The organism is Acinetobacter sp. Res13-Abat-PEC15-P4-01 (assembly GCF_015676285.1).
Classification (GTDB): Bacteria; Pseudomonadota; Gammaproteobacteria; order Pseudomonadales; family Moraxellaceae; genus Acinetobacter; species Acinetobacter nematophilus.
In genome coordinates this window covers 93,505-113,149 of the sequence record NZ_JADAIN010000037.1, presented here as the reverse complement: position 1 = coordinate 113,149, position 19,645 = coordinate 93,505, and the positions used below count along the sequence as shown (strand labels likewise).

General features: G+C 38.8%; 22 protein-coding genes and 1 pseudogene. 7 read left to right on the top strand and 16 right to left on the bottom strand.

Features of this window, described 5'->3' with window-relative positions:
- Nucleotides 1-35: 35 nt before the first annotated feature.
- Complete coding sequence (locus IMO47_RS13320) at nt 36-353, top strand: NGG1p interacting factor NIF3 (RefSeq protein ID WP_196075876.1); 318 nt, start codon at nt 36-38, stop codon at nt 351-353.
- Between the two features lie 48 nt (nt 354-401).
- Here the strand turns inward: IMO47_RS13320 and IMO47_RS13315 are convergent, their stop codons facing one another.
- Nucleotides 402-1,163 carry a nitroreductase family protein gene (locus IMO47_RS13315; protein WP_196075877.1) on the bottom strand — a complete coding sequence of 254 codons (762 nt, stop codon included), beginning with the start codon at nt 1,161-1,163 and terminating at the stop codon, nt 402-404.
- A gap of 98 nt (nt 1,164-1,261) precedes the next feature.
- Nucleotides 1,262-2,062, bottom strand: coding sequence for an enoyl-CoA hydratase (locus IMO47_RS13310; RefSeq protein ID WP_196075878.1), 801 nt, complete (start codon nt 2,060-2,062; stop codon nt 1,262-1,264).
- A 94-nt stretch (nt 2,063-2,156) separates the two neighbouring features.
- Between IMO47_RS13310 and IMO47_RS13305 the strand changes: the two are divergent.
- Both IMO47_RS13305 and IMO47_RS13300 read left to right on the top strand, forming a co-directional pair.
- Nucleotides 2,157-2,730, top strand: a pseudogene (locus IMO47_RS13305) (nicotinate-nicotinamide nucleotide adenylyltransferase).
- Between the two features lie 70 nt (nt 2,731-2,800).
- A complete protein-coding gene (locus IMO47_RS13300; RefSeq protein ID WP_196075880.1) occupies nt 2,801-3,367 on the top strand; it encodes a YceI family protein in 567 nt (188 codons plus the stop codon).
- Nucleotides 3,368-3,712: 345 nt separating this feature from the next.
- On the opposite strand, the gene IMO47_RS13295 is transcribed toward IMO47_RS13300, so the two are convergent.
- Nucleotides 3,713-4,603 carry a LysR family transcriptional regulator ArgP gene (locus IMO47_RS13295; protein WP_196075881.1) on the bottom strand — a complete coding sequence of 297 codons (891 nt, stop codon included), beginning with the start codon at nt 4,601-4,603 and terminating at the stop codon, nt 3,713-3,715.
- Between the two features lie 177 nt (nt 4,604-4,780).
- Here IMO47_RS13295 and IMO47_RS13290 point away from each other — a divergent pair, with 177 nt between their 5' ends.
- A complete protein-coding gene (locus IMO47_RS13290) occupies nt 4,781-5,380 on the top strand; it encodes a LysE/ArgO family amino acid transporter (RefSeq protein ID WP_196075882.1) in 600 nt (199 codons plus the stop codon).
- A 136-nt stretch (nt 5,381-5,516) separates the two neighbouring features.
- Here the strand turns inward: IMO47_RS13290 and IMO47_RS13285 are convergent, their stop codons facing one another.
- The 6 genes from IMO47_RS13285 to dapD form a co-directional block, all read right to left on the bottom strand.
- Nucleotides 5,517-5,978 carry a peroxiredoxin gene (locus IMO47_RS13285; protein ID WP_196075883.1) on the bottom strand — a complete coding sequence of 154 codons (462 nt, stop codon included), beginning with the start codon at nt 5,976-5,978 and terminating at the stop codon, nt 5,517-5,519.
- Nucleotides 5,975-6,682 carry a diphthine--ammonia ligase gene (locus tag IMO47_RS13280; RefSeq protein WP_196075884.1) on the bottom strand — a complete coding sequence of 236 codons (708 nt, stop codon included), beginning with the start codon at nt 6,680-6,682 and terminating at the stop codon, nt 5,975-5,977. The genes IMO47_RS13285 and IMO47_RS13280 overlap by 4 nt, the downstream gene beginning before the upstream one ends.
- Nucleotides 6,683-6,743: 61 nt before the next feature.
- A complete protein-coding gene (locus tag IMO47_RS13275) occupies nt 6,744-7,154 on the bottom strand; it encodes a hypothetical protein (protein ID WP_004829333.1) in 411 nt (136 codons plus the stop codon).
- A gap of 13 nt (nt 7,155-7,167) precedes the next feature.
- Entirely contained in the window at nt 7,168-7,839 is a 672-nt protein-coding gene (gene queC / locus IMO47_RS13270) for a 7-cyano-7-deazaguanine synthase QueC (RefSeq protein WP_009584190.1), read from the bottom strand.
- 35 nt (nt 7,840-7,874) lie between these two features.
- The gene (gene queE, locus IMO47_RS13265; RefSeq protein WP_196075885.1) at nt 7,875-8,585 is read right to left on the bottom strand and encodes a 7-carboxy-7-deazaguanine synthase QueE; all 711 of its coding nucleotides are present in this window, start codon (nt 8,583-8,585) and stop codon (nt 7,875-7,877) included.
- A 132-nt stretch (nt 8,586-8,717) separates the two neighbouring features.
- Nucleotides 8,718-9,539: a 2,3,4,5-tetrahydropyridine-2,6-dicarboxylate N-succinyltransferase gene (gene dapD / locus IMO47_RS13260; RefSeq protein WP_196075886.1), complete on the bottom strand. Its 822-nt coding sequence runs from the start codon at nt 9,537-9,539 to the stop codon at nt 8,718-8,720.
- Nucleotides 9,540-9,842: 303 nt separating this feature from the next.
- Between dapD and carO the strand changes: the two genes are divergently transcribed.
- Nucleotides 9,843-10,592 (top strand): ornithine uptake porin CarO, encoded by a 750-nt coding sequence (gene carO, locus IMO47_RS13255; RefSeq protein ID WP_196075887.1) that lies wholly within the window; start codon nt 9,843-9,845, stop codon nt 10,590-10,592.
- Nucleotides 10,593-10,662: 70 nt separating this feature from the next.
- On the opposite strand, the gene IMO47_RS13250 is transcribed toward carO, so the two are convergent.
- From IMO47_RS13250 to IMO47_RS13220, 7 genes are all read right to left on the bottom strand, one after another.
- Nucleotides 10,663-11,880, bottom strand: coding sequence for an outer membrane protein transport protein (locus tag IMO47_RS13250; RefSeq protein WP_196075888.1), 1,218 nt, complete (start codon nt 11,878-11,880; stop codon nt 10,663-10,665).
- Between the two features lie 197 nt (nt 11,881-12,077).
- Nucleotides 12,078-13,007 carry a CysB family HTH-type transcriptional regulator gene (locus tag IMO47_RS13245; RefSeq protein ID WP_196075889.1) on the bottom strand — a complete coding sequence of 310 codons (930 nt, stop codon included), beginning with the start codon at nt 13,005-13,007 and terminating at the stop codon, nt 12,078-12,080.
- A 55-nt stretch (nt 13,008-13,062) separates the two neighbouring features.
- On the bottom strand, nt 13,063-14,124 hold the full coding sequence (locus IMO47_RS13240; RefSeq protein WP_196075890.1) for a sulfate ABC transporter ATP-binding protein: 1,062 nt from the start codon (nt 14,122-14,124) through the stop codon (nt 13,063-13,065).
- A 10-nt stretch (nt 14,125-14,134) separates the two neighbouring features.
- Complete coding sequence (cysW, locus tag IMO47_RS13235) at nt 14,135-15,031, bottom strand: sulfate ABC transporter permease subunit CysW (RefSeq protein ID WP_196075891.1); 897 nt, start codon at nt 15,029-15,031, stop codon at nt 14,135-14,137.
- A complete protein-coding gene (cysT, locus tag IMO47_RS13230) occupies nt 15,028-15,861 on the bottom strand; it encodes a sulfate ABC transporter permease subunit CysT (protein ID WP_004829315.1) in 834 nt (277 codons plus the stop codon). Before cysT ends, cysW begins: the two co-directional genes overlap by 4 nt.
- A gap of 81 nt (nt 15,862-15,942) precedes the next feature.
- Nucleotides 15,943-16,548: an alpha/beta hydrolase gene (locus IMO47_RS13225; RefSeq protein WP_196075892.1), complete on the bottom strand. Its 606-nt coding sequence runs from the start codon at nt 16,546-16,548 to the stop codon at nt 15,943-15,945.
- 40 nt (nt 16,549-16,588) lie between these two features.
- Nucleotides 16,589-17,599 carry a sulfate ABC transporter substrate-binding protein gene (locus IMO47_RS13220; protein WP_196075893.1) on the bottom strand — a complete coding sequence of 337 codons (1,011 nt, stop codon included), beginning with the start codon at nt 17,597-17,599 and terminating at the stop codon, nt 16,589-16,591.
- 162 nt (nt 17,600-17,761) lie between these two features.
- Here IMO47_RS13220 and pabC point away from each other — a divergent pair, with 162 nt between their 5' ends.
- Nucleotides 17,762-18,583 (top strand): aminodeoxychorismate lyase, encoded by an 822-nt coding sequence (pabC, locus tag IMO47_RS13215; protein ID WP_196075894.1) that lies wholly within the window; start codon nt 17,762-17,764, stop codon nt 18,581-18,583.
- Nucleotides 18,576-19,643 (top strand): endolytic transglycosylase MltG, encoded by a 1,068-nt coding sequence (gene mltG, locus IMO47_RS13210; protein WP_196075895.1) that lies wholly within the window; start codon nt 18,576-18,578, stop codon nt 19,641-19,643. The genes pabC and mltG overlap by 8 nt, the downstream gene beginning before the upstream one ends.
- The last annotated feature ends 2 nt before the right edge of the window (nt 19,644-19,645 follow it).

Below are 19,645 nucleotides of genomic sequence, written 5' to 3'. Positions count from 1 at the left end.
AAACAAACAAATCAGTTTTGATATGGAGTGTGCCTATGCTTAAACTTATATATTATGTTCCAGAATCCCATTTGGAGATCACCAAGCAAGCAATTTTTGATGCGGGTGCAGGAGGGATCGGAGACTATGAACATTGCGCATGGCAAGTTTTAGGCATGGGACAATTTAAACCGGTAAAGGGTGCAACGCCATTTATAGGTGAGTTAGATCATTTAGAGCAACTGCCTGAATGGCGTGTAGAAACCATCGTTCCAGAACTAAAAGCAAGATCTGTGGCAAAAGCTTTGAAAGCCAGTCATCCTTATGAAGAACCTGCTTTTGAATTTATCCAAATGATTGATATTGAAATATAAGCAAAATGCATCCGCTCTTTGAAAAAGCGGATAATTAGACATTTAAAATCAAACTTTTCGAATGAATAAATCACGATCGAAACGGTATTGCGGGAAAAACACACCATCTTCAGCGCGTTCGCCCGCACTGATGACCATGATTGGAAATTCTTTATGACCTAAGTTGAGAATTTTACGGACTAAAGGCTCATCAAAGCCTTCCATCATACAACTATCAAAACCATAAGCGCGTAAAGCAAGTACCAGATTTTCACATGCCAAAGCTGTGGTTTTACTCGCCCAAAGTTGTGCATCCGCAGGGTTGAATGCTGTGACAGGAAGCTGTTTATCTAAAGTTCGTGCAACTTTAAAAGCCACTTTTTTAAAGTTGCCGAGTGCATTGAGATAACCTGTTTTATAGTTATAGGCGATAAACTTATAATATTGCTTTACTGCTCTTGGCGCTTCTGGGAACGGGAAATCGCTTAGATTTTTTTTCGCCATTTCATCAATACGGTCTATTCGAGCTACACAGACGATTAATTCAGCCGCAGTTTTAGCTGACAATTGATTCAGGCATGCTTTAACCAGCTGTTTCTTTTTTGATTCAGATTGAACCACATAGAAAGTCCAAGGCTGTAAGTTAGATGAATTTGGTGCAAGAAGTGCCAAATCTAAACATGCATCTAAAACTTCCGCGGGGATCTGCTTTTCAGTGAATTTACGAACCGAACGACGGCTTTCGATGACTTTACGAAAATTTTCAATATCGATATCTTGTGGAGCAGGTTCGTAATAACGTTTTTTGGGGGTTGAAGAATCTTGAGACATAATATTTTTACTTCGTGTTGAATGGCACAATTTTAGTGAATCAGAAATAAAAAAAACCACTGAATATTTGTAATGCAGTGGTTTTTGAACGAAATTAATTAGTTGAACTGTGAAAAGTTTGGCTTCCGCTTTTGCATAAATGCGGCAACAGCTTCCGCCATTTCTGGTGATTTTACACGTTGCATAAAGATGACAGCCTCATCATCTACACATTGAATAATTTCTTCAAGATTGTGTTTCATTAATGCTTTGGTCTGTTTGATTGAAGCTAATGGAAGTGCGGCAAGCGTTTGAGCTTGATGCAATGCATGACCATAAACATCGTCTTCAATACTGTTGATCAGCCCAGCATTTAAAGCTTTTTCACTGTTAAATTTTTGTGCAGTTAACAAGAGTTCAGCTGCCTTGTGGTAGCCTGCTTGCTGAATTAAAAGTTTGCTGGAAGCACCTTCAGGTGATAGCCCTAAGCTAACAAACGGAATCTGGAACAAAGCAGTATTGTCTGCATAAACCAAATCTGCATGTAAAAGAATCGTTACGCCGATCCCGATTGCAACACCGCGTACTGCACAAATTAAGGGTTTGGATAAGCGCGCAGCGGATTTAAGTAAAATAAAAGGGGGACCATCTCCTTCTTTACCTTCTAGGGGTTGTTGAATGAAAGCCATAAAGTCTTTCATGTCATTGCCTGCACTAAAGTCAGCATCGGCACCACGTAAAATGACCACACGTACATCGCTGTCTTGATCTGCTTCATCGAGTGCTTTGGCAATCCACAGATAGAGTTCGCCATACAGGGCATTTTTAGCTTCAGGTCGATTAATTGCTAAAGTCAGTACACCATTTTCTAAATTTGCGTTTAAATGTTGATGCGGTTGTTGAATACAACTGAGTGTCATCGTACTATCCTTGCTTTAAAATTTAATTGGATTTTATGCTCTCATTATGTCGCATATTTGAATTTATGTTGCAACTGATGAGTTCATAAAAAATTTGCTTTATGACTTATAAATTTGATTATCTGGTTTATATTGGACGTTTTCAGCCTTTTCATTTAGCGCACATGCAAACCATTAAAATTGCATTACAACAAAGTCACTTCGTGATTTTGGCGTTGGGATCGGCACAAAATGAGCGGAACACCAAAAATCCTTTTCTGGCTTCAGAGAGGGAACAGATGATTTTGTCAAATTTCTCGGCTGCAGATCAAAAGCGAATTAAATTTGTTCATGTGATTGATGTTTATAATGATACCAAGTGGGTTGAGTTGGTTAAGACATTGGTCAATGGCGTGGTCTTAGAGCATGATAAAATTGGTCTGATCGGGCATTTTAAAGATGATTCTTCTTACTATTTAAAGCTCTTTCCAGAATGGGAAATGGTCGAGTTGGACAGCTTGGTGGGCTCTATTTCCGCAACGCCGCTACGTGAGGCGTATTACCGTGGTGAAATTTATCAAGCTGAATTTCCACTAGGCACGGCAGAGTTTTTAGAAAAATTTCAAAAAACCGAAATTTACCAACAATTAAAATACAAATACCAAACCGAAGACAAATCTAATCTTTAATCTATTTTGATGCGCCTGCAATACACTGTAGAACAGAATCAAAATCGCAAAATAGGATTTGGAACGGTATATGAATTTTAAATCAGCAGCAATAAAGAGTATTGCTTTGTGTAGTGGTTCGATATTTGCACTATCCACATCTGCAACAACTTGGTCTTTGAGTGCAAATAGTCAGGTCGGTTTTCATATTGACTCATTGGGTGTCAATATTGTTAAAGGACAATTTCAAAAGTTTCAGTCGCAATTGGATTTTGATGTTGACCGCCCACAAGTTGCATCGACCCAATTTGTGATGGATGTTAACAGCCTAAGCATCAGTAAATCATCTTTAAAAAATATGATGATGGGACAAGATTTGTTCTATGCAGAAAAATATCCCACCGCGGGTTTTAAAAGTACTTCTTTTAAACCCCTAGCCAATCATCAGTATTTAATTTTAGGTCAGTTAACACTGCGCAATGTAACCAAACCAGTGACATTTAACGCGACGATCAAGCCTCATTCCAATGACCCAAAATTATTGGACTTTAACGCTTCAACGGTCATCAAACGAAGTGATTTTGGTATGAAAAAGGCACTTGGTGGAGTAGGAGAGAAAGTCAATATTCAGGTTGCAGGACAATGGAAAGCAAAATAAAAATGTAAAGCTGGACATGGAACTCATTGGGTATCTGTACGGGAAAATAAATATCAAATACATATTGATCGTGCCATCTGCCTGAAATATCCGAGGTTATGTCTTTTGTGTTTAAGTGTTTTGTTGATGCGACAATAACTAGATCAGCATTTGCTAAATGACGCAGTATAAGTTTTTGATTCACCGATATTTTAAACATTGTAATGAATTTTCTGTCCACAATAATATTTAGGACCAATATTCAAAAAGTAAAGAATTGAATATTAGCGAGGATAGAATTAAGGATAAAAGTTATTATTATTTTTATCGGAATCTATCTTGATGATTTCCAAGTTAAAATAAATATTAAACCAAAATAGATTGTGTATGGGAAATCAATGTGGAGGTTAACTGATCCAATTGCGTGGATTGCTGTTTCCAATGATGCCAATAGAGATGTAAATCTGTTCTGGCTTTAGGCAAAATTTCCACCAATTTTCCCGCGGATAATTCTTTATGTATCTGCATTTCAGGTACCATACCATAACCGAGATCAAGTAAAATGGCATCAACAAATGAATTGGTTGAGGGAATAAAATGGCAGGGATAACTGTTGGGCATTAAGCCAAAAAGCTGTTGTAACACCTCACCATGGACATGATCTTTATCATTAAAAATAACCGCCGGCGTGTGTCTGAGCACTTCTCGATGTAAACCTTGACTTAGATACTTTTGAACAAATGAGGGTGTGGCTACCATTTGGTAATTCATTTTGCCTAAATGAACGGCTTCACATCCTTTCATCGCTTGCGCCTCTGTAGAGATACAGGCATTGACCAATCCTGCTTCAAGTAAATGATGGGTTTGGGTTTGGTCATCAATTTTAAAATCAATCACAATTTTTTCTTTGATCAAGGTGTGTTGAATGAGGGGAAGAAGCCAGGTGGTGAGTGAATCGGCATTCGAGGCAATATTTAATTTAAAAAATTGTGATTGTGCAGATTGCCCTTGTAGACGCTGGATTAAATTCTGTTCCATCAGGCGGTGATGTTGCAGAAAGAGTAAAACATCTTGTCCTGCTTGAGTAACCTTACAGGGTCTTTCTCGAATAATCAGCATTTGTCCAAGTTGCTTTTCCAGGGTTTGCACACGAAGTGTGACTGCTGAAGCTGTAATATTAAGGCGTATTGCCGCGTGTTCAAAACTACCTGTCTCTGCAACAGCCAGAAAAGCTTCACTGTGTTTACTCTGCAGCATGATAATCCTGTAATACGTGGTTGTGGTCTTGCTTTGCTGAATCGGATTTAAATTATATCCATAAAATTAAAATAAGAAAAACTTAGTTAAATTGAAATTTATTTAGAAATACTCATTTTAATACTGAAGTTTGGATAATAGCACAATTCATTAAATACGTTAAAAGTGTAGTCCGAGATGTTGCAAAGTTATATGCAGGGGTTGGCTGTTGGGTTGAGTTTGATTATTGCGATTGGTGCTCAAAATGCATTTGTGCTGAAACAGGGATTAAAGAAACAGTATGTATTTTGGATCTGCGTGGTTTGCGCTGCATCTGATTCAATTTTAATTTTATTGGGCGTACTGGGTTTTGCAAAAATTATCCAAACCCATCCTGAGTTTGTGGACTGGGCAAAGTATTTTGGTGCGACATTTTTATTGGTCTATGGTGCACAGCATTTCATTCAGGCTTTCAAAGCATCCAGTGGTCTTGCGCCGAGTGAAAACAATGAGTCTAAGCTGTTTAAAATGATCATGATTTGTCTTGCCTTAACTTGGCTTAATCCGCATGTGTATTTAGATACTGTGGTATTGATTGGTTCAATCTCAACCAAGTTTGAATCGAGTGCAGTTTATTTTGCGGTAGGTGCTGTGACAGCATCATGGTTGTTCTTTTTTAGCTTGGGCTTTGGCGCGCGCTTTTTATTGCCGTTTTTTCAAAATCAACGGTCATGGCAAATTCTAGATTTTATGATTGGTCTGGTGATGTGGGGAATTGCTTTATCTCTGCTGCTCTAATCAATACTGCTTGGCTGATTAATGATAAGTTTTTGATTTAATGCTGTTAATTATAGTTTTGTGTTTAAGTTATATATTATAAACGCCCCCTACAAATTTAACTCATTCAATTTAAACGGATAGGGGGATGCTACTTTCAAGCTTTTTGTAATGCTTTTAAGTCTTCTAAAACTTGCTCAGCATGTCCAGCCGCTTTCACTTTGCGATATTCCTTGATCAATTTGCCTTGATGATAGATAAATGTTGAGCGTTCAATGCCCATTACTTTTTTACCATACATATTTTTTTCTTTGATCACATCAAAGTGTTTGCACAACACCTCGTCTTTGTCACTGATCAGATTAATGCTCAATGACTGCTTTTCAGTAAAGTTTTGGTGAGCCTTTACTGAATCCCGAGATACACCAATTATCGTGGTATTTAAAGCATCAAATTGATTTTTAATGCATGAAAAACCCACGGCTTGGGTAGTACATCCTGGTGTTGAATCTTTCGGATAAAAATACAGTACCAACCATTCAGTACTTAATTCAGTCAAATTGATTTCACCCGTGGTGGTTGGAAAATTTTGATTCGGGAGTTTGATCTGTTCAGTCATAGGGATCCTTCAAGATGGTTGTGTTTAAGTTGTAGTGTTAAAAAGGCATAATTTTCATGATAGAGAATATCACCTTTATCAAGCAAAAGTGGGGCTTTAAAAATAGGACCATCAATCAGTGTCGTATGAAATTCTCCTGCTTCACCACAAGGATCAATTCCACGTGCAATCAATTCTTTTACAAACTCAAAGTTTAGAATTTTACCCAGATCTTCAACCCGCATACCTAGATTTAAGTTGATCGTGACAATCATGCTGACAAAACCTAATTCAATAAATTCACTGACAATGTCAAGCCGCGGTTTCTGCCATAAAGGCATGACCAGACTTAATCCACTTCGGTCACATACAGACTGATTCCATTGTGCAGGTTGAATCAGATCAATGTCTCCAGTCACGAGTGTTTCAGCGCCTAATTGTTTTGCTTGACTCAGTAGACTTAAAAACTGTTGTTCATAGTCATTCCAAGTTGCTGATGCCTTTAATATCGGTAAACCAATCAACTCAGCCTGTGCATCGATGACCTCAAGTGACATTGCGTGTGAACGAGATTTAAGTCCTTGTTCTTCGAGCATGACAATGAGAACAAGGGCTTCTCCAGATTGCAATGCATGATATAAGGCGAGACTGCTATCTTTACCACCACTATATGATGCAACAAACTTTTGCTGTTGTATTACAGTTCTTTTCCATGAAGTATGCATCGAATATACCATGTACGTATAAAAAGAGCCTGCATAGGCAGGCTCTTAAACATAACTCGAATTATTTCTTCGCTTGTGCAGCTTTCATTGCTTCTTCAGTTAAGGTTTTTAATTTACCTGTTAACTGAGGACCAAAACAAGTTTGAAGGTCTTGGTTATTTTTTTGAACAAAAGCTAATGTCGCAGGGCTTTTCTTTTGGTTGATGGCACTTTGGATTTGCCATTTCTGATCGTTGGTTAATTTACCATCAGACTCAACAGCACACGTACAGTATTTGCTCACCTCAGCGGCAGTGAGCTTTCCACCTTTCGCGGTTTCTGTTTTACATACACCAATCAGTGCAGATTTAACATTGGCACTTTTATAGGCTTGTTGAATTGCATTTGACTCAGCAGCGAAAGCCGTCGATCCCATTAAAGCCGAAGCTGAAAATAAAGCAGAAAGAATAAGACTTGATTTTAAATTTTTCATAAACAGTACCTTGTTATTGCGGTATATAACGTGTCGGGTCTGCAACACCTGCATCTTTGAAGCCTTCTTTACGAAGTCGGCAGCTATCACATTTGCCACAAGCACGTCCTTGGTCATCTGCTTGGTAGCATGAAACCGTTTGACTATAGTCTACGCCATGTTCGATCCCTAAGCGTATTATATTCGCTTTGGATAAATGTAACAGAGGTGTTTCAAATTTAAGAGGTTTTCCTTCTACTCCAACTTTAGTAGCTAGTCGGGCCATATTGGCGAAAGCTTCGATAAATTCAGGACGACAGTCAGGATATCCTGAATAATCAACAGCATTGATACCGATCACAATGGCTTGGGCATCAAAAACTTCCGCTGCTGCGAGTGCGTAAGACAGGAAAATAGTGTTACGTGCTGGAACATAAGTTACAGGAATACCATCAGTTTCATGATCAGGCACATCAATGTTATGGTCTGTAAGTGCAGAACCACCTAAGTTACCCAAATCAATATTGATCACACGATGTTCTACACCAGCATTTTTCGTTAATGCGCGTGCCGCATCAAGTTCGGTGGTTGAGCGTTGACCATACATAAAACTTAATGCGATACAGTCGTAATTGGCTTGAGCCCATGCTAAGCAAGTTGTTGAGTCTAAGCCACCAGATAGCAAAACTATGGCACGAGGGCGCATATCCAATTCTCCAAATATTAATAAATAACGGTAGATTAACGACCAGTTTCATCATTCCAAAGCAATTTATGTAACTGCAATTGGAAACGAACAGGGAGATGGTCTTCTAAAATCCATTGGGCTAAATCACGTGCCAGTTGTGGTAAACGTGTAGCACCTTTTTCAACAGCAAAAGCAGGTGAGAACCATACCGTGCTGACTTTTTGATTTAAAGCATAGTGTTCTACTTGCTGTTTTGACCATTCATAGTCTTCACGATTACAAATCACAAATTTGATTTGGTCGTGTTGGGTCAAATGCTCAAAGTTACTGATTAAATTTCGAGTTACTTCACCTGAAGTTGGTGTTTTTAAATCTAAAACTTTTGAAACACGAGGGTCAACTTTGGAAACATCCAGTGCACCACTGGTTTCTAAAGAAACCTCACAGCCCAAATCAGCAAGACGTTGCATTAATGGCAGTGCATTGGGTTGAGCAAGTGGCTCTCCACCTGTAACACAAACATAGGGGGTTTTATAATCTAAAGCTGTTTGAATAATTTGATCAAGTGATTGGCGTTCACCACCTTCAAAAGAATAAGTGGTATCACAATAGGTGCAACGCAGTGGGCAGCCTGTTAATCGAATGAAAACAGTAGGTAAACCTAAGGTGTTTGCCTCACCCTGTAATGAATAGAAAATCTCCGTGATACGCAATCCCGCAGATGGATCAGAAACAGGAATAGTTGAAGAACGAAGAGAACTCATGAGATTTACCACAGATTACAAAATGAAAAATCTCTACGATCATTGTTGGTCGTAGAGATGGGAGTGTTGATGACCCCGCTTGATGACTTTAAATATATAGTAAATTTAAAGTCAACCAAGAATGAATGAAGCTTAGTCTTCGCGAAGTAATTCGTTCAAGCTGGTTTTAGCACGAGTTTTCGCATCTACTTTTTTAACAATAATTGCTGCATATAAGCTATATGTACCACATTTAGATGGTAGGCTGCCTGAAACAACCACTGACCCTGCTGGTACACGTCCATAATGGATTTCACCAGTTTCACGATCATAGATCTTGGTGGATTGACCGATGAAAACCCCCATTGAAATTACAGAGCCTTCTTCAACAATCACACCTTCAACAATTTCAGAACGTGCGCCGATAAAGCAATTGTCTTCAATGATTGTTGGGTTGGCTTGAAGTGGCTCAAGTACACCACCAATACCCACACCACCTGAAAGGTGGACGTTTTTACCAATTTGAGCGCATGAACCTACTGTTGCCCAAGTATCAACCATTGTACCTTCATCTACATAGGCACCGATATTGACGTATGATGGCATCAATACAACATTTTTAGCTTGGAAAGAACCTTTACGTGCCACAGCAGGAGGCACCACACGTACACCAGCTGCTTTAAATTGTTCTTCTGTCCAACCTTTGAATTTAGTCTCTACTTTATCATAAAAACGAAGGTCACAAGACTCGATCGGTTTGTTATCATTTAATTTAAAAGACAATAAAACAGCTTTTTTCAACCATTGGTGAACCACCCATTCACCGTCAATTTTTTCAGCTACGCGAAGTGTACCATTATCCAAACCTGCAATAGCTTCTTCTACAGCTTGACGTACTTCAGCAGGGCAATCTACTGCTGTAAAGTTGGCACGGTTTTCGAACGCTTGTTCAATGATCGTTGAAAGCTGAGACATAATCATCCTTCCCAAAAAAATTTTAAAGATTCTACACCAAATTAGACTTGGTTTAGAGATAAAATCGGCTCTAATCGAAAAAACTCATCCCATAATTTAAAATAATATAACTGAAATCCGTGATTATTAAGATTTCGTTAAATTTTTATCTTTTTAAAACAACAATTAATATTCATTTGTATCAAAAAATAACAAAAAGCAATCAATTTGCCTATTAATTGTGTAGATCAAATCACATATTATTTTTTCGAACCAAACACATTAATGATTAAAGAACAAACTCTATTTTTTGAGGAGACATAAATGAAAGTGTTAAAACTATTAGCGGTAACAGCTGCATTATCTGCTTCTGGTCTAGCAATGGCTGATGGGTCTGTTGTTGATCAAGGTTATGCTTTTGAAGCTAATCAATTAATTCCGACAGGTGCTCGTCTTGAGGTAGGTACAACTGGTTACGGTGGTGCTTTACTCTGGACTGCTAACCCATATGTTGGTTTAGCATTGGGTTATAATGGTGGTGATATTTCTTGGTCAAACGATTTGTCTATTGATGGCACTAAATATGACATGGATTTAGACAATAACCTGACATATTTAAATGCTGAAATTCGTCCTTGGGGTGCAAGTCAGAATGCATTGGCTCAGGGGCTTTATGTAGCTGCTGGTGTAGGCTATGTAGACAGTAAATATGATTTAAAGAAATCATTACATAACTCAAATGATACTTTGAAAATTGATGGTAAAAACTATTATGCGCCAACAGGTAATGGTAGTATCAATGGTAAAGTAGATTATGATAATCAAATTGCACCATACATCGGTTTTGGTTGGGCTCCAAAAATTACCAAGAATATAGGTGTATTTGGCGAAGTTGGCGCTTATTATACAGGTAATCCATCAGCTAACCTAAAAGCTGTTGGTTTACAAGAAGTGGGTAGTTTAGATCCTACTTCTGGTGCAGATGCAGCAAATCGTTTAGAAAATAAAATTCGTAATGATGACAAATATCAATGGCTTCCAGTTGGTAAAGTCGGTGTGAGTTATCACTGGTAATTCATTACGAATAGGTACATAAAAAACGAGCTTCGGCTCGTTTTTTATTGATTGAGGCAATCAAAATAATTTAAAAACGATATCCCATTCGAATTCCGTGTGCAAATGCAACATTTCGACCCACTTCAGCTAAAGTTGAATTTTGAGTAATTGGATTGTTTGCATCCAGATCTGCTACTTTTGCTTTCTGAAATCGAAAATACTTTATGCCATAGGAAATAAAACTGTTTTTATTAAAGTTGTACATACCGCCTAAGCCTAATGCATAAAAGCCATCGGAGGGATTGAGTGTTCCGGCGGGATTATCATTGCCCGAATCCCAAGACAAATCAGTTGTGGTCAGCCATTGATCTGAAAACATATGGGCAATACCGAGTTTTGCAGACCATTGATTTTTTTTATAATCAATCAAATTGAACGGTTTGATGAATTCAGGATATTGTTGTACTGCATAATCAACCACAGCAGAAAATTGTCTGGGTTGAATTTCAAAGTCTTTCCAATTGACCCAACGAAGCTGACTATAAAGAATATTGTTTGCTGTTAATCCAGACTGAATTTCTAGATTTAGGGATTGTGGTGTGGAAATTTGAGTTTTTTCAAAAGGCACCACAGCTAAACTTTGACCTGAGATGTATTCTGCAACTGTTGCTTGATGATTGATTTTAGAACGATAGGTCAGTGAGCTTTTTAAGGCATATTCTGGAATTTGATAACTTAAGCCTGTTAGCCATCCATAACCCGCACTTTGTTCAAATTTTGCTTGATAACCACTCATGGCAGAATAGTTTGTACCAAAAACATTTAATTTACCTTCAAATTGCTGATAAACCGCTCCTGTGTAGATGTTCCAGTGTGAAGTAGGCTGGTAACCCAAGAGCATGGTCAGATTTTGACTGTCAAAATTAAACTGTCCAGACTCTAGAAGTGCTTTTCCATGATCACTCTGCGGACGGTATTGATAGGCAATGTCAACGCCATAAGGTTGGTCGTAGATAAAACCAAATGACCACTGTGCTGCGATTTGTAGTTTTGCTGCTGCATTGACAAAATGATAAGTATTAATCAAATTGCCTGTAGAAAAATCATGAATGCCTTGTTGTTTCAATTCCTCTCGTTGAGGTAATTGTCCGGATACATCGGCATAAAGTTCAGCGTAAGACAGTTCGATATAATGCTTGGGCTCAAGAAAAGTACGGATGGATTGATCAGATTTCTCCATAGCTGCGGCATGACTAAATAGAGGAAGCACGCCTCCAATAGCTAAACTCCAGATCCGATGATTCATCCTTGTCCCCAAAATGACAATATTAAAGTATGATTTAGGTTAAATTTTATACTAAAAAACTGTGCTTTTGAAAAATATTAAATAAAATCAATAATTTTAGTTTTTCTTAAATGTTTTTGCTGTGTATTTGAATGGTTGAATTAAAATAAAGACAGAGAACACTTTTGTACTCTGTCTTATCTTTTGATCGATGAAACTTAATCTTCAGGGTAGGCAATTTTCTTTAATGCTTTAATATCGGCTTCTGGCGAACAGAGTGAAATAAACTCATAACCATAACCCCGCAGTAAATGGCCTTTACGTACCGCAATCCAGGTGGTGTTTAAGCCAAAAATGTCCGTATCAATCTGTTTTAACCGATGATCACGTTCTGTATCGTATGCCACATCATTGACAATACCAACCCCCATTCCAAGCTCAACATAGGTTTTGATTACATCGGCATCGAGTGCTGACATGACGATATCGACATCAATATTGGCATCTTCAAAGGCTTTATCGATTTTAGAACGACCCGTGAAACCACCGTGATAGGTGATAATAGGGTATTCAGCCAATTTTTCTAAAGTGATGTCTTTGGGATTGAGTTTGGTTAGAGGGTGGTCTTGTGGAGTAATAATGCTGTGTTTCCAATTATAGAATGGCACGCTTCCCAAATTATCTTCTGTTGTCAGTGATTCAGTTGCAATACCAATATCTGCAAGACCCAGGAGCAGCATTTCAGAAATTTCAACAGGGCTGGCTTGTTGCAAAATCAAATGTACTTTAGGAAAAGCTTTTTTAAACAAATTTACGATTGGAGGTAACACATAACGAGCTTGGGTATGTGTTGTTGCAATGGTTAATGTGCCCTCATCGACTTTATTGAAGTCATCCGCAAGACGTTTAATGTTGTCGGCATCAATCAACATACGTTCAACAATACTGAGCAAGGCTTGCCCGGGTTCGGTTAAGCCCAATAAACGTTTGCCTTTACGAACAAACAATTGTACACCTAATTCATCTTCTAAATCTTTGATGTGTTTACTGACACCTGATTGCGATGTGTAAAGTGCTGCTGAAGCTTCAGTTAAATTGTAGTTTTGACGAACCGTTTCTCGGATAATTCGTAATTGTTGAAAGTTCATGATGTTCTATACCTCAGATGTGGATGAGTAGGGTGAATACTCATCCTGTCGACGATTACGCGACTTGATTTTCAAATAGGTGAAGTGTAGAAGCACTTACCCAAACTGTTTGATTTGGTCTGTATTGATGTAATTTTGCTTCTTCTGGATTTAAAGCAATTTCAATCAGTTGTCCCTGACGATCCTGTAATTCCGCCATGACTTTACCTGCAATCCATAATTCACGTAAGAAGGTCGCTTGAATTGCATTTTCAGTCGGCTGTGCGTGAATTCTCAATTCGTTTGGTCGAGCAAAAGCAATCACTTTACCGTCAGCAGTCTTCTGTGCTGAAGGCAGTTGGATTCGATCATCACCGATTTGAATGATACCTTGATGATTTTCACCTTCAAAACGATTTGCCTGACCTAAAAAGTCAAACACAAATGGGGTTGCAGGCTTTTCATAGACTTCACGTGGTGAGCCAATCTGTTCGATATCACCTTTGTTCATCACCACGATTTGATCCGCCACTTCCAATGCTTCTTCTTGGTCATGGGTAACAAAAATAGAGGTGATATGCAATTCATCATGCAAGGTTCTGAGCCAACGACGCAATTCTTTACGAACCTTGGCATCGAGTGCACCGAAGGGTTCATCGAGTAATAATACGCGAGGTTCAACGGCTAAAGCACGTGCCAAAGCAATACGTTGACGTTGACCACCAGACAGTTGCGCAGGATAGCGGTCTGCCAAGAAACCTAACTGAACCAAATCCAGCAAACGTGTGACACGTTTTTTAATTTCGTTTTCATTTGGACGCGTAGATTTAGGGCGAACGCGTAAACCAAAGGCGATATTGTCATATACCGTCATATGGCGAAATAAAGCGTAGTGCTGAAATACAAAGCCCACTTGACGTTCACGTACGTGAATATTGGTTGCGTCCGTACCCTCAAGAATCACTTGACCGCGATCTGCTGATTCTAGACCGGCGATAATACGAAGCAGTGTGGTTTTACCGCAGCCTGAAGGTCCAAGTAAGGCAACCAGTTGACCTTCTGGAAAATCCAGTGAGATGTTTTTAAGTGCATGGAATGCACCAAAGTTTTTTTCAATATTTTTAACTTGAATACTCATGTGCAATTCCTTAAGAAACAGTAGATTCTTTACTTTCACGATCTTGTTTTTCTTGGCGATATTCAACCCATGTTTTTAAAATTAAGGTAATAATTGCCAAAAATGCCAACAAGGTCGAAACCGCAAAAGCAGCACTAATCGAATTTGGTTCGTTATATAAAATTTCAATATGTAGCGGCAATGTATTGGTTTCGCCACGAATATGACCTGACACAACGGAAACTGCACCGAACTCGCCCATCGCACGGGCATTACATAAAATCACGCCGTAGATCAGACCCCATTTGATATTGGGAATGGTAATTTTCCAAAAAGTCTGCCAGCCAGAAGCACCCAAAACAATGGCCGCCTCTTCTTCCTCTGTTCCTTGCGCCTCCATTAACGGAATCAACTCACGTGCAACAAAAGGAACTGTAATAAATACTGTGGCAATGATGATTGCAGGTGTGGCGTACAGGATTTTGATATCATGTTCAATTAGCCATGATCCCATCCAGCCTTGCGAACCGAAGATCAGAACCAGCATCAAACCTGCAATGACAGGCGATACAGAAAATGGCGTATCGATAATCGTGGTGAGTATAGACTTTCCACGGAAATTAAACTTTGCTACACACCATGCTGCCGTGACACCAAAAATAACATTCAGTGGAACGGCAATTGCTGCTGTCAGCAAAGTGAGTTTCACGGCAGACAATGTATAGGGATCGATCAATGAGGCGAAATAAACCTGAACGCCTTGTTTAAATGCCTCAACAAAAATCAGCACTAATGGAAGAACTAAACAGCCCAGAAAGAAAATCAATCCAATGATGAGTAAGGTATAACGTACCCATGTTGGTTCACGGGTTGCATCACGAGATTGCAGTTTTTCAGCCAAAGCATTGCTGTTGGTATTTAAGCTCATCGTGCAGTTCTCCCTGTACGGCGACTTGCCCATGCCTGAACCAAATTAATCAGGAACAAAATAAAGAATGAAATAATGAGCATTACAACTGCAATGGTCGTTGCCCCTGCATAGTCATATTCCTCTAAGCGGGTAATGATCATTAAAGGTGCGATTTCAGTTTCGTAAGGTATGTTGCCTGCGATAAAAATAACCGAACCATATTCACCCACACCACGTGCAAACGCTAGGGCGAAACCAGTTAACAATGCGGGGAACAGAATCGGTAAAATGATTTTAGTCACGATCTGAAAACGATTTGCCCCAAGTGCTGAAGCGGCTTCTTCCAGTTCTGTTTCAAGATCACTCAACACAGGTTGTACTGTACGCACAACGAAAGGAATACCGATAAAAATCAGGGCTAGGGTAATACCCAAAGATGTATAGGCGATTTTAATCCCTAATGGTTCAAGCAATTGCCCAATCCAACCTGTCGAAGCGTATAAAGAGGTCAGGGCAATACCTGCAACGGCTGTAGGTAAAGCAAAAGGTAAGTCGACAAGCGCATCGACTATACGTTTGCCAGGAAACGAATAACGGACTAAGCACCAAGCCAATAAAAAACCAAAAATCACATTGATCAAGGCTGCAATGAGGGCGGTGGTAAAACTGAGCTGTAATGATTTTAAAATACGTTCAGAGCTCAAGATTTCCCATAAACCATCCCAACCTACGCCTAATGATTTTATGAATACGGCAGAAAGTGGTATCAGTACGATTAAAGATAGATACGCTAGGGTGAAGCCTAGTGAAAGACCAAAACCTGGCAGCACTCGGGATCGCTGCGACATGATGACTCCTCAAAAGAGAGAAAGCTTATTGAAATCAATAAGCAAATTTAAAACGGTTTTTGCAAGCTTAAAAGGCAATGGTTAAATTGCAAATTTAAAAAACAACTTGGTATCATCAGTATTACTCATAAAGATTTTTTGTTGCTCAATGATTAAGTGGTCATAAATTTCTGGAAAATGTCCAAAACCTGAAGCAACATTGATATGACCCACTTGACCTAAATTTCTGGGTTTGATTTTCCAAGCGCGTGCCAATTTTTGTGCATCTTCAAAGTCTAACCAAGGATCATTTTCAGAAATAATCATTTCAGTCGGAACAGCAATATTTAATGTTTGAAAGTAATTTTCATAATCACCCATACTGTTTCGAGCAAAACCAGCTTCACCAAAACGTGCAGGATTTGCTGGTGCAACTAAAATCATTTTTCTTACTTTTGCAGTAATTTCGGGATGTTGTGCCAAAGCTGCAACACTCGTCAAGCATCCGAAGCTATGTGCGACAATTTGAACAGGCTGAGGCGCATTCAATACAGTTCTGACAAATTCATTTACCCAGTCTTTCAATATGGGCAAATTCCAATCCTGTTGCTGCACACGAGAGCATGACATGAGTTCACGTTGTAATTTGGACTGCCAGTGATCGTAATCGCTTCCACCAACGCCGGGAACAATAATGGTGTGAATCATGTCGGTGCTCCTGTTTTTAGCTTAAGTTGATTGAGAACAGTTATTTACTGCTCGCATTGGCTTTGACAATTTGATCAAAGACGCCATTGTTGTCAAAGTGTTGTTTTTGAACTTTAGTCCAACCACCAAACTCTTTGTCAATGGTTACCAATTTCAGTGGTTTGAATGTGCTGGCATATTTTTGTAATGTTGCCGCATTACGTGGACGATAGAAGTTTTTAGCCGCAATTTCCTGACCGGCAGGTGAATACAAATAATTCAAATAGGCTTTTGCTAAATTTAAATTACCGTCTTTTTCAGCATTCTTTTCTACAATTGCCACTGGTGGTTCTGCCAAAATTGACAATGACGGGGTAATGATTTCAAACTTGCCTGGTTGCTCACGAGTAGACAGATAAGCTTCGTTTTCCCAAGCCAGTAACACATCACCAATGCCACGTTCAGCAAATGTTGTAGTAGCACCACGCGCACCAGAGTCGAGGACTTTCGTTTGTTTATAGATTTGACGAACAAAATCTTGTGCTTTCGCATCTGAACCATATTTATGCTTTGCCCAAGCCCAAGCTGCCAAATAGTTCCAACGTGCACCACCCGAGGTTTTTGGATTTGGTGTAACAATTTCTACACCCGGTTTTACCAAATCGCCCCAGTCTTTAATGCCTTTTGGATTGCCTTTGCGTACAAGGAATACGATGGTAGACGTGTAAGGTGTTGAGTTCTGCGGAAACTTCTTTTGCCAGTCTTTAGGCAATAAATTAGTACTTTGTGCAATCGCATCGATATCTGCTGCCAGCGCAAGTGTGACCACATCAGCCTGTAAACCGTCAATGACTGCACGGGCTTGTTTACCTGAACCACCATGAGATTGCTTGAACTGAATGTCTTGACCAGTTTTAGACTTCCAGAATGCTGAAAATTGTTTGTTGAAGTTATCGTACAATTCTCGGGTCGGATCATAAGATACGTTTAAAAAATCTTTTGCTGCTACGCTGAAAGAAGTGGTTGAAATCAGTGCTGCTGCCACAGCAAATTTAAGTTTAGAGAACTGCATTTTTTGCCCCATTTATTTCTGAAGTTCGGTAAGATGGAGTAAGCATAATGCGAGTCTTTATTCATAAAAAATAATAAAAAACGAATTTTATATGAATAAAAGAGAAATAGAAGCTATGTATGTTTCAAAATGTAATTGAGTAAAGCCACGGGAAATTGCGTAATGATCTGTTTTAAAAATGCTCAACAAATTGATTCTATTCCACTTTTGGATCGAGCATTTCATTATGGTGATGGTTGCTTTACCACAGCCAGATTTCATCAAGGGAATTTTGAACTAGAGTCTTTACATCGTGCACGATTAAAATTGGCGACAGAACGACTTTATCTAAATTTTGATTTTGAGCTGTTGGATCAAAGTTTGGCGCTATTAAAGCAACAATTCAGTAGCTTAAATGGAACGCTCAAGCTTGTCTTGAGTCGTGGTGAGGGTGACCGTGGTTATGCCATGCCTGATCATCCTGCAGATTTCTATCTGATGTTTTATCCAAAAGAGACCAGTCAATTTCAACCTGAATTTATCCAAAGTGGCGTTTTAAATCAGGCGCTGGGTTTATTGATGCCAAATTTAGTGGGTTTGAAAACATTGAATCGTTTAGAACAGGTAATGCTAAAAAAAGAAGCGCAACAGCATGGCTGGGTAGAAGCATTGGTGACTGATGTACAGGGTTCAATTGTCGAAGGGATCAGCAGTAATTGCTTTTTTCAAATAAACAATACATGGATTACTCCTGAACTTCGCTATAATGGCGTACATGGGGTGATGCGTGCTGAAATATTGTCACGAATGCAACATTATGGTGTTTCCTGTGAACAACGTTTTATTGATATGGATCAAATTAAGCATATTCAGAGTTTATTTTTCTGTAATGCATTAAGTCCAATGAAAGCGGCGACAACATTGGATCATCTGAATTTGGACACTCAACCTTGTGTTGATTTATTTAACACTTTAAATTTAAGTCAGTTTAATTCTCATGCCTAAAGCGAAATCCAAGCCCAAATCTAAAAAGAAGACTCAAGCCAAAGACAGTACTCACATCTATAAAGGCATTGCTATTTTTGTAATGGTTTTCCTGATCATTACTGCGATTGTTTTAAAAATGAGTCTTTTTAAAAGCTACCCAGTTTCTGGTGCGAAACAGAAGCTTTCCATTACCAATGGGGAAACCTATACGGGTTTCATTGATGATTTGGCCAAACAAGATAAAGTCAGTTTTCCAATTATTTTAAAGCTGTATCGTAAGATTTTCATTCACGACACTATGAAAGCTGGTGTCTATGAAGTCAGTAAAGGCATGAGTGTACGCCAAGTTTTAGAAATGGTGTCCAATATTGAAAATGCTCAAATGAGCCGGCTTTTAGTAATTGAAGGTACAACGACGAAGCAGTTGATCCAATCTTTAAATAAAGATCCACTGATTGAAAAAACAGTCATTCAGCTTCCTCGTGCTGAAATGCTAAAAGTATTGGGTATTCCTTATGCACATCCTGAAGGATTGTTTGCACCAGATACATATTTCTTTGATAAAGGGGCAACAGATAAACAGATTTTGACAGATTTATATCAACGTCAAATGAAAATTTTGGATGATGCCTGGGAAAAGCGCGCACCAAATTTACCTTATAAAACAAAATATGAAGCCTTGATTATGGCGTCGATTATAGAGAAAGAAACCAGTGTCGACAGTGAGTTAAGACAGGTTTCAGGAGTATTTTGTCGCCGTTTAAAATTGGGCATGCGTCTACAAACGGATCCAACTGTGATTTACGGCATGGGTGATAAATATACGGGCAAGATTTCAAAACAAGATTTGCGTACACCAACCGCATATAATACCTATACGATAAATGGTTTACCGCCTACACCGATTGCTTTACCGAGTAAAAAAGCGATTGAAGCGACAATGCATCCTGATGATTCTGAAAATATCTATTTTGTTGCAACTGGAAATGGCGGACATAAATTTAGCTCGAATTTAAATGATCACAACCGTGCGGTACAACAATATATTGAAGTTATGCGCGCTAAAGTTAAGGAATGAGT